Genomic DNA, 13281 nt, shown 5'->3' with positions numbered 1-13281 from the left:
GCTTTACGTTTTTAATAAGGCCTTAGCGCGCAATTTAGCTTTAAGCATACCTTTCTTTGCCGGCTTTTTCGGCCCGTCACCGTGGCGTGCCTGTGCTTGCTCCGGTGAAACATAAGTAGGGTCGTGCTCGTAACCAGGCAGTATTTCAGCCGTAATCACCTGCTGAATAAGCCGCTCTATATCCTGCAGTGCTTTAATTTCTTCCGGTGTGATCAATGTTAACGCCACGCCACTGTTACCGGCACGGCCGGTGCGGCCGATACGGTGCACATAATCTTCCGACACTTGCGGCAAATCGTAATTCACCACATAGGGCAGCTCGTTTATATCCAAGCCACGGGCAGCTATATCGGTGGCAACCAGAATCCGTACGGCGCCGGCTTTAAAATCGGCCAGGGCTTTGGTGCGGGCGCCCTGGCTTTTATCGCCATGAATAGCTGCGCTTTTTAAACCGTCTTTCGCCAGCTGCTTCGCCAGCCGATCAGCGCCATGTTTGGTACGGACAAACACCAGCACCTGCGGCCAGTTATTTTTGCCAATCACATGCGATAACAGCTCGCGCTTACGATGCCGGTCGACTAAATAGGCCAGCTGCTCTACCCGCTCGGCAGTAGCATTGGTTGCGGCCACTTCAATCAACTGCGGGCTGTTTAGCAACTCGTCCGCCAGTTGCTTTATCTCATTGGAGTAGGTAGCGGAGAACAACAGCGTTTGCCGCTTCGCCGGCAATTTGGCCATAATGCGTTTAATATCAATAATAAAACCCATGTCCAGCATGCGGTCGGCTTCATCCAGCACCAGTACTTCCAGCGCAGATAAATCCACAGTTTTCTGATGCAAATGATCAATCAGCCGGCCAGGGGTGGCTACCAGGATATCCAAGCCCTGCTCTGCCTCATCATATTGCGGCCGAATCGATACGCCGCCATAAAATACCGCCGAACGCGTAGTCAGGTACTGGCTATACTTGCGCACATTGTCATACACTTGCTGCGCCAGCTCACGGGTAGGCGTTAATACCAATACCCGCACCTGATTTGGCGCTACGACCTTAGGCGCATTGAGCATCTGTTGCAGCAGCGGTAAAGTAAAGGCTGCCGTTTTACCGGTACCGGTTTGCGCCCCGGCTAACACATCTTTGCCGGCTAAAATAACCGGGATACTTTGCAACTGCACCGGGGTGGCCGCATCATAGCCTTGCTCTTGCAGCACACGTAATATAGGCGCCGCCAGGGCGAGAGATTGAAATGACATTAAAATTCCTGTTTTGCCAAAGCCAGCTGAATAACGCGCGCAGTATAGCAGAACAGCAAGCTACGGAGTTAGCACAGTGAGCTGCTGGTACTTGTATATGGTACAAACTGCCACTGGCATGCTGTATACCGGCATCAGCACCGACCCACAGCGCCGGCTGCGCCAGCATAGCGGAGAGCTGGCCGGTGGTGCTAAGGCGCTGCGCGGTAAAGGGCCGTTAAGCCTGGTTTACACCCAAAGCCTGAATGATAAAAGCGCCGCTGCCAAAGCCGAATACCAGCTGAAACAGTTACCCAGAAGCGTCAAACTGGCGCTGGTGGCCAGCTACAACCCAAGTGAGATTTGATGGATAACTTTATACTGGTTTTAGCCTATTTGCTGATTGGCGTGCTATTACGTCGCCTGCCAACAATGCCGGAAAACAGCGGCATCGCGCTGAATATGTATGTACTCTATGTGGCGCTGCCGGCACTGATCTTAAAAAATGTACCGCAACTGCAGTTCTCGGCAGAATTGCTTATCCCGGCTATTACGCCATGGTTTTTGCTGCTGGCGGTGGTGGCTACTGTGTTGTTGCTGAGCAAACTGCTGCACTGGTCACGCGAAGTCACCGGCGCTTTGTTAATTGTGCTGCCGCTGGGCAATACCTCGTTTTTAGGCTTTCCGATGACAGAGGCTTTATTTGGCAGCAGCGCTATGCCTTATGCCGTGGTGTACGACCAGGTCGGCTCCTTTATTGCACTGGCAACTTACGTCACTATTATTGCGGCCCTGTACAGCCCCACTGCTGCCAAACCGACGGTGAAAGGCATCACGCTAAAAATTCTGACCTTTCCCTCTTTTATTGCGCTGGCGCTGGGCTTGCTGCTGCGCGGCACTGAGTATCCTGCGCTGGCAACGCAACTGATTGATAACCTGGCCGCCACCTTAGTACCGGTGGTAATGGTCGCGGTAGGTTTCGCCTTAACGGTAAAATTTAGCAAAGCAGAAATTTCGCCTTTATTAAGTGCGTTGGGGATTAAGCTGATAATGATGCCGGCATTGGCCGCGCTGTTATGGTTTAGTTTGGGTTACAGTGGCACAGCAGTAAATATCAGTATATTTCAGGCGGCAATGCCACCGATGATCTCGGCCGGCGCTATTGCCATAATGGCGGGGCTGGCGCCCCGCCTGGTCAGCGGCATTATTGGCTTGGGTATTTTAACCGGCCTGCTTACGCTGCCACTGGTATCCTGGTTATTGCATTAGCTATTTTTTCAGGTCGCGGTCGTAGCTTAAGCGCTTGGCCGCATCCATCGTCAACATCTGCATAAACATCCGCGCTTCACTATCACTGCCGGTCGGCGTATTACCATTAGCACCAAACACATACTGCGGCACCGCGCGTTTAGCAAAGGATTCAGCCCAGATACGCTGAATTTGAATTTCCGCATCCAGCTTTTGTGCCAGGGCGTTATCAGCCTGCAGGATCACCTTCTTCTGGTAGGCTTCGGCCTCAGCCAAAGTACGCAAGGTCTGCGCTTCTATTTCGGCTTTTTCCAGGTTAATTTTTGCCGTTTCACGCTGAATATTGGCCTGTGCCTGCAGTTTTTCTGCTTCAGTTATCGCCAGTTGCTTCTGCGTGTCCGCTTCAGTAGTTGCCTGGATCTGTTCTACCTTGGCTTTAGCCTGACGTTCAGCTACTTCCCGCTCACCACGCGAAATCGCCAGCAAGCGCTGTTCTTCTTCCTGAATCCGCTGTTCGCGGGCGATAGCCCTGTCGGCCGAAGCCTTTTGTTTTAACTGCATCCGCTCGACAAAGCGCTGATTCGGGTTCATTTGGGTGATGCGGGCATCTACCACGGTAATGCCGTAATCAACAAATTTCTGCCGTTTGCGCAGCGGCTGACCTTCGCTGTCACGGACTTTGTTCACCACAAAACTGACGCGGGTTTCATCACCGAAATCTTCCTGTTCTGTTCCCAGCGCCACATTTGCCGTGCCCTTTTGCCGGCGTAGCTGAGCCAAATTCTGCTCTTCACGGCGCACCACATAGATGCCATTAGTCATCTGGTTTTCAAATTCGTTGTTAAACTCGGTACGGCCACCGGAGTAGTATTCTTCTGCGCCCATTAACGATGCATTGGCCTGCAACGTTTCCTTAAAGGCCGGAATAAGTGCAGTGCGCAGCAGGTTCTCCGGCGTGCGGTATTCATGTGCCAAACGGGTAAAGGCTACTTCATCGGTAGGAATTAAAAACCGTACTGTCGCCTGGGCATTGGCGTCGACCTGATCTAAAAACATAATATTTTGCGGCGGTAAGGCCGCGCTGTCTTCAGAATTTTCTACTTCCGCATAGTCCATAATGTCAGAACCACCGGTTACAGCCTGCACCGTTAGCGAGCGTTTCCAGGCGTTCCAGCGGCCAAAAAAGAAAAATTGATAGCCAACATCACTCACCACATGCTCGGCTCCTAAAATGGTGCGGACATGGTAAACGTAACCCGGTTCGGCATAAAACACTGACCTGCTGAGCACAAAAACCAGTGCCAGAACGGCAACCAAGGCGCCAATCAGGCTTTTACTGAGTAACTTTATCGCGGGGGGCAACTGCATTGATATCATCTCCATACTGATAGTCGTCCATAGGCGGCGCGATTATAGCGTCAGCCAAATCAGCAGGAAATCATTATTTCACATAAAAAATACAATAATCATGCTAGTTGTCCGGGTCTTTAACAGCTGTTGGCACAGATACCGTAGTATGTGCTTTGGCAGGCCCGCGGCCGGCTTTTTTCAGCGCCTCATGCAGCAGATATTCAATCTGGCCGTTTACACTGCGAAACTCATCATCTGCCCAGTGCTGTAGAGCACTGAGCATCTTTTCATCCAGACGTAACGCAAAGGCTTTTTTTGCCACAACAACTCCTACTGGTGCAAGCTACCGGCATTAATCACCGGCTGCACATGATGATCGCCACACAATACCACCAGCAAATTACTTACCATGGCCGCTTTACGCTCATCATCCAGCTCTATCACATTACGCTCTGACAACCGTTGCAGTGCGGTTTCCACCATGCCGACAGCGCCTTCTACTATTTGCTGGCGCGCTGCAACTATTGCGGCTGCCTGCTGACGCTGCAACATAGCGCTGGCAATTTCCGGCGCATAAGCTAAGTGGCTGATACGGGCTTCCAGCACCTGCACTCCGGCCTTATTTAATCGCGCCTGAATTTCCTGCTTTAGCAGCTCTGTTACTTCATCGGTACTGCTGCGCAGGCTTATGGCTTCGTCGTTGCCGGCATCATAAGCATAACTGGACGCCAGGTGACGAATAGCCGACTCACTTTGAATACTGACGAAATTCTCATAGTTATCCACTTCAAACACCGCTTCAGCACTGTCGACCACTTTCCACACAACGACAGCAGCAATCTCTACCGGGTTACCGGCATTGTCATTCACCTTCATTTTGCTGCTTTCAAAGTTGCGTACCCTGAGCGATACCTTTTGTTTGCTGTACAGCGGATTTGACCAGCGCAAGCCGTTGTTCAGATCAGTGCCGACATAGCGGCCAAACAACTGCAGCACCGCGGATTGATTAGGATGCACCATATAAAAACCAAACCAACAGATAAACACCACTATTACCAATACTAAGGCTACTATTTTCAGCAACGCCGGCAATACCGCTACCCCGGCAATGGCCGCCACCTGTAACAGTAGTAAAACGCCAATCATGCCAAAACCACCTTTGCTGTTAATCATGCGTTCCTGCAACATTGTCAAACCCTCTTAAAGTGATATTATTTTGATATCACTTTAGCGTGTTTTTTGCAAAATGCAACTATAGCTGTAATCAGTCACCAGACAACACAGAATAATGGGCGCGAACAGGCTTTTCTGCTAAGGTAAAACAATAACTTAATTTAGCCGAATAGCGGATATGACCGAAAAACTACTAAGCTGGTGGCAGCAATTTATCACGCAGTTGCAGCAAGCCGAATTATGGTACCAACTGCCGGCAATCGCCGGCTGTATTGTGTTGGCGGCAAGTATAAACCGCTTATTGCGCCATCGTCTGCTGGACAGCGGTGGTGAAGGCTTACGCCATGTTGCTCTGCGCAGCTCGCACCGCATCTTACTGCCCTTTAGCCTGGCAGCCTTACTGGCCATTTGTAACGCTCTGTTCAGCTTATATCAGCTGAGCCATAACCTGTTGCAACTGTTAATCCCTGTTGCCCTGGCACTGGGCATGATCCGGCTATTGTTGTATGGGCTGCGTAAAGCCTTTTCCGACGGCCCGCTGATGAAATCCGTTGAGCCGGCAGTAGCAGTGATGCTCTGGCTGTTGGTCGTGTTGCATTTGGCCGGTTGGTTAATGCCCTTACTTGATTTGATGGACTCGCAGGCTTTTACGCTGGGCGAAAGCAGAGTTTCATTACTGAGTGTAGTAAAACTGACGCTGGTGATTATTCTGGCCTTTACCCTGGCGCTGTGGCTGGCGGAGCTGCTAAACCAGCAAATGAAAAAGACTAAACATATCAGCCCCAGCATGCAGGTGGGTTTTAGCAAGTTCAGTAAGTTTTTATTTATTACTATCGCGTTTCTAATTGCCCTGAATGCGGTTGGCATTAACCTCAGCTCGCTGGCAGTATTTGGTGGCGCACTGGGCGTCGGTTTGGGTTTTGGCTTACAACGTATTGCCTCGAATTTTATCAGCGGCTTTATTTTGGTGTTAGATCGCAGCGTGAAACCCGGAGACGTTATTTCCGTCGGTGAAAACTTTGGCTGGGTGCATGAACTTAAAGCACGTTATGTGGTGGTGCGTAACCGTGAAGGCGTTGACACTCTGATCCCGAACGAAAACCTGATCACTTCCGAAGTAATTAACTGGAGCTATGAAGACCGTAATGTACGGGTAAAAATTCTGGTGCAGGTAAGCTATGAAGACGACCCGGAACAAGCAATGGCCCTGATGCTGCAAAGTGCCAATAAGTCCAAACGCGTGCTGGCGTCACCTGAACCAACGGTAATGCTGAAAAACTTTGCCGACAATGGCATTGAACTGGAACTGCGGGTGTGGATAGCTGACCCGGAATATGGTGCTGACACGGTAAAATCGGATATTAATGTCGCCATTTGGCGCGCCTTTAAGCAGGCGGGTATTACCATACCTTACCCGCAGCGCGACCTGCATATAAAATCCGGCCGGCTAGCGCCGCCGCCTGAGCAATAGCCGGTAAAGGCGCCTGTAACAGGCGCCTTTTACATTTTTATGCCTCGCCTATCATCCGCCGCAGCACATACTGCAAGATACCGCCGTGTTGGTAGTACGCCAACTCGTTACCGGTATCAATACGGCAATGTACATCCACCTCCTGTTTAGCACCATCGGCGTAGGTAATAATCAGCTGCAACTTTTGCCGCGGTTTCAAATTGTTCAGGCCCCGCAGCGTAAAGCTCTCTTCTCCGGTTAACTGCAGCGTTTTCCGGTCTGTACCCGGCACAAATTGCAATGGCAGCACGCCCATACCAATTAAGTTTGAGCGGTGAATACGCTCAAAAGATTCGGCCAGTACTGCCCGCACGCCCAACATCAGCGTGCCCTTGGCTGCCCAGTCGCGCGAGGAACCGGTACCATATTCTTTGCCGGCAACAACTATCAGCGGCAGTTCCTGCTGCTGATAGCGCATAGCGGCATCAAAAATGGACATTGTCTCACCTGACGGATAATGCCGTGTTACGCCACCTTCACTGCCGGGCAGCATTTCATTGCGAATGCGTACATTAGCAAAAGTACCGCGCACCATCACTTCATGGTTACCGCGCCGTGAGCCGTAAGAGTTAAAATCAGCTTTATCGATACCATGATCGAGTAAATACTGGCCGGCGGGGCTGCTTTGCTTAATTGAACCGGCCGGTGAAATATGATCTGTCGTAACAGAGTCGCCCAGCACTGCCAGCAAACGGGCACCGACAATATCGGCGACGGGTTTGGGTTGCCGGGTTAAGCCGCGGAAAAAATCCGGCTGGCGGATATAAGTCGACTCCGGCCAGGCATAGGTTTTTGCCTGCGGCACTTCTATAGCTTGCCAGCTTTCATCACCATCAAACACCTGTGCGTATTCTTTGCTGAACATACTGCTGTTTACTTTAGCTACTGCTGCAGCCACGGTTTTGCTGTCGGGCCAGATATCTTTTAAGTATACATCTTTACCATCCTGGTCCTGCCCCAATGGCTGGGTACTTAAATCAATATTGATAGTGCCGGCCAGGGCAAAAGCAACCACCAACGGCGGCGACGCCAGCCAATTCGATTTTACCAGCGGATGAATACGGCCTTCAAAATTGCGGTTACCCGATAACACGGCAGATACATTTAAATCGGCACTGCTGATAGCATTTTCTATCGGCTTTGCCAGCGGGCCGGAATTACCGATACAAGTAGTACAGCCATAACCCACCAGATGAAACCCCAGTTGCTCCAGTGGTTGCATCAGCCCTGCCTGTTGCAAATAGCGGGTCACCACCTTAGAACCGGGCGCCAACGAACTTTTAACCCAGGGCTGGCGTTTCAGGCCTTTGGCTACGGCATTTTTTGCCAGTAAGCCGGCTGCCATTAACACACTGGGGTTAGACGTATTGGTACAAGAAGTAATGGCAGCAATAACCACAGCATGGTTGTTCAGTTGTACCTGCTGGCCGTCCAACTCAAAACTGCGCTGATGCGGTTGCTCTTCTGTTTGCGCTGCACCTTCATTGACCATTTCGGCGTCGCGCACCTGACTCACTTGCGGCTCAAGCGCAATAGCATCGTTACAGTGTTGTTTAAGTCCGCTTAGCGTTACTTTATCTTGCGGCCGCTTCGGCCCGGCCAAAGACGCTACCACAGTGTCTAAATCCAAATGCAGCGTATCGGTGAATATCGGCGTAGCGCCTGTTTGCCGCCATAAACCCTGTGCCTGGCAATAAGCTTTAACCCTGGCGATAATGGCATCATCACGCCCGGTAAGTTGCATATAATCCAGCGTAATTTGGTCGACGGGAAAAAAGCCGCAGGTTGCACCATATTCCGGCGCCATATTAGCAATGGTAGCGCGATCCGCCAGTGACAACTGATCAAGGCCATCGCCGAAAAACTCAACAAACTTGCCTACCACACCATGCTTACGCAGCATTTGCGTCACCGTCAGCACTAAATCCGTGGCGGTGATGCCAGGTTGCAGTGCGCCGGTAAATTCAAAACCAACCACTTCAGGGATAATCATCGACACCGGCTGGCCCAGCATGGCGGCTTCAGCTTCAATGCCGCCGACACCCCAGCCCAAAATGCCCAGCGCATTAATCATGGTGGTGTGTGAGTCAGTACCCACCAGCGTATCCGGATAAGCCAGCACACCGCCATCGGTTTGTTCTGCCCATACGCTTTGGCCTAAATACTCCAGATTCACCTGATGGCAAATACCGGTGCCGGGCGGTACCACACGAAAATTGGCAAACGCCTTAGCGCCCCAGCGTAAAAAGGCATAGCGTTCATGATTACGTTGCATTTCAATATCGACGTTTTGTGTAAACGCCTGCTCTGTAGCATAACGGTCGACCATAACGGAGTGGTCAATCACTAAATCCACCGGTGATAACGGGTTTACCTTATCCGGGTCTTCACCCAGCGCTGCCACCGCGGCGCGCATCGCAGCTAAATCGACTACTGCCGGTACGCCGGTAAAATCCTGCATTAATACCCGCGCCGGACGAAAAGCAATTTCGCGCTCAGAGCTGCCGGTTTTTTGCCAGTCGACCAGTGCCTGAATATCAGCATCGGTTACCGTATCGCCATCCAGGTTACGCAGCAAGTTCTCCAATAATACCTTTAGCGAAAACGGTAAGCGGCTGATATCACCAAAGCTGGCAGCCGCCTTGTTCAGACTGAAAATACCATACTGCTGTTTAGCCACCGTAAGGGTATCGGCATAGGGGTTGGACGTGGTCATACATACCTCGCATTAATGGCTTTAATTAACTACAGTGTAGTTCATCAGCACAGCGGTACGAGGCTTAAACGGTGAGCGGGGCGATAAAAGAGATGCGCAACACCGGAAAAGGTGTTGCGCTAAGTACAATTAAATTAAGGTTATTTTGGCAAACTTACGCTTACCTACCTGATAAATCTGTGTACTGCCTTTGGCCACTTCCAGTTTACTGTCTTCTATTTTCGTTTCGCCGTTCAGCTTTACCGCACCTTGTTTTATCATGCGTATCGCTTCTGACGTGCTGTCTACCAGCCCGGCTTCTTTTAATAAATTTGCAATTGGCATAGCGCCACCATCACCGGTTACCGTAACCTCAGCAATATCATCCGGCAATGCGTTTTTGCTAAAGCGTTGAGTAAAATCCTGATGCGCTGCCTCTGCTGCTGCCTCATCGTGGAAGCGGGCAATAATTTCTTTTGCCAACAAAATCTTGATATCGCGCGGGTTAGCACCGGCGGCAACTTGCTGCTTTAACGCACTGACGTCTTCAATCGGCTTAAAGCTGAGTAAATCGTAGTAGCGCCACATCAGCTCATCAGAAATCGACATGATTTTACCGAACATATCATTTGGCGCATCGGTAATACCAACATAGTTGCCCAGCGATTTTGACATCTTCTGCACGCCGTCCAAACCTTCGAGCAGCGGTACCATCATGACCGTTTGCGGGCGCTGACCTTCATCTTTTTGCAGCTCACGGCCCATCAGCAGGTTAAAACGCTGATCAGTGCCGCCCATTTCAACGTCGGCCTCAAGCGCAACAGAATCCCAGCCCTGCACCAGCGGATATAAAAACTCATGGATAGCAATCGACTGATTATTAGCAAAACGCTTTTTAAAATCATCGCGCTCCAGCATCCGGGCTACCGTCTGACGCGAGGCCAGTTTAATCATACCGGCGGCGCCAAGCTCGCCCATCCACTCTGAGTTAAACGCCACCCGGGTTTTGGCCGGGTCGAGTATCTTAAATACCTGCTCTTTATAGGTTTCAGCATTGGCCAGTACATCTTCGCGGCTCAGTGGCTTACGGGTCACGTTTTTGCCGCTGGGATCACCTATCATGCCGGTAAAATCGCCAATCAGGAAAATCACTTCATGACCAAGCTGCTGGAAGCTGCGTAACTTATTAATCAGTACCGTATGGCCCAGGTGTAAATCCGGTGCTGTCGGGTCAAAGCCAGCCTTGATTTTCAGCGGCTTGCCTTGTTTTAACTTGGCAATAAGCTCTTCTTCGAGCAGAATTTCTTCGCAGCCGCGTTTTAATTCAGCTAAAGCCAGCTCCCAATTCGCCATTTTACTCTCCTGATTTTTCACCTGATTGCGCAAACAAACCGCATTCTATAGCATGTTCAGCCCGGGCGAAACGCACAAAAGTCTGGTGTCAGGCAAAAAAACCGTATATGCTCGGTTTTTGTGCATTTGTTGAATTCAGACTGGTATTATGCGTCAATTAGTCACCAAAATCCCAAAACAACACCGTGTGCTGATCGTAGCCACTACGGTGTTTTTATCTGTCGTATTACTGCTGCCATCAGAGCAGGCAGCCGCATCCAAAGGCAATAAAAGCACAGGCTTTGAAATTGGCAAACGCTACAGCTTAGACATTCCGCAAAGTGCAGAAGACTTAGCGCAGGAGCAAGCCATCGCTGAATTGCCGGCCCTGCCGGAAGAAGATGCCTCATTAAATTGGTCTACCCTGCAGGTACAAAAAGGCGATGCCTTATCTGCCTTGTTTAAAAAAGCCAATGTTAGCCAACAGGTTATGCTGGAATTGTTAGCATTGGGCCAACCGGTAAAAACCCTTACGCGGTTATTTCCGGGCGAGCAACTGGAATTTGGCTTAGATGCCGCCGGTGAATTGCAAGAATTGCGTTATGCTTTGAATCACTTAACCACCTTAAGAGTAAGCCGCAACAGCGAAGGCAGCTTTGTTGCTGAAGAGCTGAAAAAGGAAGTGGAACTACGTAGCCAGTTTGCCAGCGCAGAAATTCGCAGCAACTTCTGGAGCGCGGGCATAGAGGCAGGCTTAAGCGAAGCACAAATTATGAATCTGGCCGGCATTTTCGGCTGGGATATCGACTTTGGTTTGGATATTCGCGCCGGCGACAGTTTCAGCGTGTTATATGAAACCCAGTATGTTGATGGCGAATTTATCAGCAACGGCAATATCGTTGCCGCGCAATTTCAGAACCAGGGCCATTTGTATCAGGCCGTACGCCATACCGACGGCAATTATTACAAGCCTGACGGAGCCAGTATGCGCCAGGCGTTTTTACGCGCGCCGGTGAGTTTTCAGTATGTCAGTTCCAACTTTAATCCACGCCGCTTGCATCCGGTATTAAAAACCGTACGCGCGCACAACGGCGTAGATTATGTCGCGCCGGTGGGCACACCCATTATGGCCGCCGGTGATGGTCGCGTTATTGCTTCAGCTTACAACGACCTTAACGGCCATTATGTGTTTATCCAGCATGCGAATAACATCGTAACCAAGTATCTGCATTTGTCTAAACGTCAGGTAGCCAAGGGTGACAAAGTACGCCAGGGCCAGGCTATCGGCAAATTAGGCCGTACCGGCCGCGTTACCGGCGCCCACCTGCACTATGAATTTTTAGTCTCAGGCGTACACCGTAACCCGAGAACCGTTAAGTTACCTCAGGCGACACCACTACAGGGTGAGGAAAAACGCCTGTTCAGCCAACAAGCTGAGCCGATTATTGCTCAGCTGGTAACTAAAGAACGGGTGTTGTTAGCCAAAACGTCCGGTAGCGCTACCGCAGCGCCATAACAATACCGTTAATATAAGACGGGTTAGTTTGAGCATAAAAAAAGCCATCGCAAGGTGGCTTTTTTGTTGCAGCAGAATGCTAACCAACCAACGCCAGCAGAATACCTGCTGCCACAGCTGAGCCTATTACGCCGGCCACATTTGGTCCCATAGCATGCATCAGCAGGAAATTATGCGGGTTGGCTTCTAAACCCACCTTATTAACCACCCGGGCGGCCATGGGCACAGCAGACACACCGGCAGCACCAATCAGCGGATTAATCGGCTGTTTGGAGAACTTCGCCATCACCTTGGCCATTATCACACCAGATGCAGTGCCGATAGCAAAAGCCACCGCCCCCAGCACTAAAATACCCAGGGTTTGCATGGTTAGAAACTTATCGGCGCTAAGCCTGGAGCCTACCGCTAAACCAAGGAAGATAGTGACGATATTAATCAGCTCATTCTGCGCCGTTTTATTTAACCGCTCTACCACGCCAGACTCTCGCATCAGGTTACCCAAACAGAACATGCCAATTAGTGGCGCTGCTGTTGGCAACAACAGTACGGTCAGCAACAACACCAACAAAGGAAAAATAATTTTCTCTTTTTTGCTGACTACGCGCAGTTGCACCATTTGGATATTGCGCTCTGCTTTAGTGGTAAGTGCACGCATAATGGGTGGCTGAATAATAGGTACCAGCGCCATATAGGAATATGCTGCAACGGCTATGGCCCCCAGTAAATCCGGGGCCAGTTTTGACGCGAGGAAAATAGCCGTTGGGCCATCTGCACCGCCGATAATGGCAATAGCAGAGGCTTCCTGCAGCGTAAAGCTCAACCCCGGCACCGCGTTTAACGCTATAGCACCAAGTAAGGTAGCAAAAATACCAAATTGTGCTGCTGCACCCAAAAACAGCATACGCGGGTTAGCGATAAGCGCACCGAAGTCGGTCATCGCGCCTACCCCCATAAAAATCAGCAACGGAAAAATACCGGTGCCAATACCCACTTCGTAAATCATATACAGTAAACCGCCGGGTTCCCCCATACCGGCCAGCGGAATATTGGTTAAGATGGCACCAAAGCCAATTGGCAGCAACAACAGCGGCTCAAAGCCGCGTGCTATTGCCAGATACAACAATAAGAAACCGACCAACATCATTACAATCTGGCCGGCACTGAAATTCACCAGCCCGGTAGAGGCGATTAAAGTTGCTACTGCGTCCATGAAAATTCCTCAGC

At 50.6% G+C, this 13281-nt stretch carries 11 protein-coding genes; 4 read left to right on the top strand and 7 right to left on the bottom strand.

What is annotated here, in order from left to right:
* Nucleotides 1-3 precede the first annotated feature (3 nt).
* Nucleotides 4-1254, bottom strand: coding sequence for a DEAD/DEAH box helicase (locus tag ACTZWV_RS05410; protein ID WP_444785553.1), 1251 nt, complete (start codon nt 1252-1254; stop codon nt 4-6).
* A gap of 76 nt (nt 1255-1330) precedes the next feature.
* Between ACTZWV_RS05410 and ACTZWV_RS05405 the strand changes: the two genes are divergently transcribed.
* Entirely contained in the window at nt 1331-1600 is a 270-nt protein-coding gene (locus ACTZWV_RS05405; protein ID WP_444785552.1) for a GIY-YIG nuclease family protein, read from the top strand.
* Nucleotides 1600-2502 carry an AEC family transporter gene (locus ACTZWV_RS05400; protein WP_444785551.1) on the top strand — a complete coding sequence of 301 codons (903 nt, stop codon included), beginning with the start codon at nt 1600-1602 and terminating at the stop codon, nt 2500-2502. Before ACTZWV_RS05405 ends, ACTZWV_RS05400 begins: the two co-directional genes overlap by 1 nt.
* On the opposite strand, the gene ACTZWV_RS05395 is transcribed toward ACTZWV_RS05400, so the two are convergent.
* From ACTZWV_RS05395 to ACTZWV_RS05385, 3 genes are all read right to left on the bottom strand, one after another.
* Nucleotides 2503-3849 (bottom strand): SPFH domain-containing protein, encoded by a 1347-nt coding sequence (locus ACTZWV_RS05395; protein ID WP_444785550.1) that lies wholly within the window; start codon nt 3847-3849, stop codon nt 2503-2505.
* Between the two features lie 103 nt (nt 3850-3952).
* Nucleotides 3953-4153, bottom strand: coding sequence for an Arc family DNA-binding protein (locus ACTZWV_RS05390; RefSeq protein WP_444785549.1), 201 nt, complete (start codon nt 4151-4153; stop codon nt 3953-3955).
* Between the two features lie 8 nt (nt 4154-4161).
* The gene (locus tag ACTZWV_RS05385) at nt 4162-5019 is read right to left on the bottom strand and encodes an SPFH domain-containing protein (RefSeq protein WP_444785548.1); all 858 of its coding nucleotides are present in this window, start codon (nt 5017-5019) and stop codon (nt 4162-4164) included.
* A 163-nt stretch (nt 5020-5182) separates the two neighbouring features.
* On the opposite strand from ACTZWV_RS05385, the gene ACTZWV_RS05380 reads away from it, so the two are divergent.
* A complete protein-coding gene (locus tag ACTZWV_RS05380) occupies nt 5183-6475 on the top strand; it encodes a mechanosensitive ion channel family protein (RefSeq protein ID WP_444785547.1) in 1293 nt (430 codons plus the stop codon).
* A 37-nt stretch (nt 6476-6512) separates the two neighbouring features.
* On the opposite strand, the gene acnA is transcribed toward ACTZWV_RS05380, so the two are convergent.
* The gene (gene acnA, locus ACTZWV_RS05375; protein WP_444785546.1) at nt 6513-9230 is read right to left on the bottom strand and encodes an aconitate hydratase AcnA; all 2718 of its coding nucleotides are present in this window, start codon (nt 9228-9230) and stop codon (nt 6513-6515) included.
* A 129-nt stretch (nt 9231-9359) separates the two neighbouring features.
* Nucleotides 9360-10562 (bottom strand): tyrosine--tRNA ligase, encoded by a 1203-nt coding sequence (gene tyrS, locus ACTZWV_RS05370; protein ID WP_444785545.1) that lies wholly within the window; start codon nt 10560-10562, stop codon nt 9360-9362.
* Between the two features lie 148 nt (nt 10563-10710).
* Here tyrS and ACTZWV_RS05365 point away from each other — a divergent pair, with 148 nt between their 5' ends.
* The gene (locus ACTZWV_RS05365; protein WP_444785544.1) at nt 10711-12057 is read left to right on the top strand and encodes a peptidoglycan DD-metalloendopeptidase family protein; all 1347 of its coding nucleotides are present in this window, start codon (nt 10711-10713) and stop codon (nt 12055-12057) included.
* 79 nt (nt 12058-12136) lie between these two features.
* Here the strand turns inward: ACTZWV_RS05365 and ACTZWV_RS05360 are convergent, their stop codons facing one another.
* Nucleotides 12137-13267, bottom strand: coding sequence for a sodium ion-translocating decarboxylase subunit beta (locus ACTZWV_RS05360; RefSeq protein WP_444785543.1), 1131 nt, complete (start codon nt 13265-13267; stop codon nt 12137-12139).
* Nucleotides 13268-13281: the final 14 nt, after the last annotated feature.

It is taken from the genome of Rheinheimera sp. NSM (assembly GCF_052380015.1).
Lineage (GTDB): Bacteria > Pseudomonadota > Gammaproteobacteria > Enterobacterales > Alteromonadaceae > Alishewanella.
Note: the sequence above shows the minus strand (reverse complement) of the source record. Positions and strands in the feature narration are given on the sequence as shown.

Excerpts from the sequence above, each read along its gene's own strand:
- ACTZWV_RS05380 (WP_444785547.1), top strand. The coding sequence starts at position 5,183 with ATGACCGAAAAACTACTAAGCTGGTGGCAGCAATTTATCACGCAGTTG.
- ACTZWV_RS05395 (WP_444785550.1), bottom strand. The coding sequence starts at position 3,849 with ATGCAGTTGCCCCCCGCGATAAAGTTACTCAGTAAAAGCCTGATTGGC.
- tyrS (WP_444785545.1), bottom strand. The coding sequence starts at position 10,562 with ATGGCGAATTGGGAGCTGGCTTTAGCTGAATTAAAACGCGGCTGCGAA.
- ACTZWV_RS05365 (WP_444785544.1), top strand. The coding sequence starts at position 10,711 with ATGCGTCAATTAGTCACCAAAATCCCAAAACAACACCGTGTGCTGATC.
- ACTZWV_RS05400 (WP_444785551.1), top strand. The coding sequence starts at position 1,600 with ATGGATAACTTTATACTGGTTTTAGCCTATTTGCTGATTGGCGTGCTA.
- acnA (WP_444785546.1), bottom strand. The coding sequence starts at position 9,230 with ATGACCACGTCCAACCCCTATGCCGATACCCTTACGGTGGCTAAACAG.
- ACTZWV_RS05385 (WP_444785548.1), bottom strand. The coding sequence starts at position 5,019 with ATGTTGCAGGAACGCATGATTAACAGCAAAGGTGGTTTTGGCATGATT.
- ACTZWV_RS05410 (WP_444785553.1), bottom strand. The coding sequence starts at position 1,254 with ATGTCATTTCAATCTCTCGCCCTGGCGGCGCCTATATTACGTGTGCTG.
- ACTZWV_RS05360 (WP_444785543.1), bottom strand. The coding sequence starts at position 13,267 with ATGGACGCAGTAGCAACTTTAATCGCCTCTACCGGGCTGGTGAATTTC.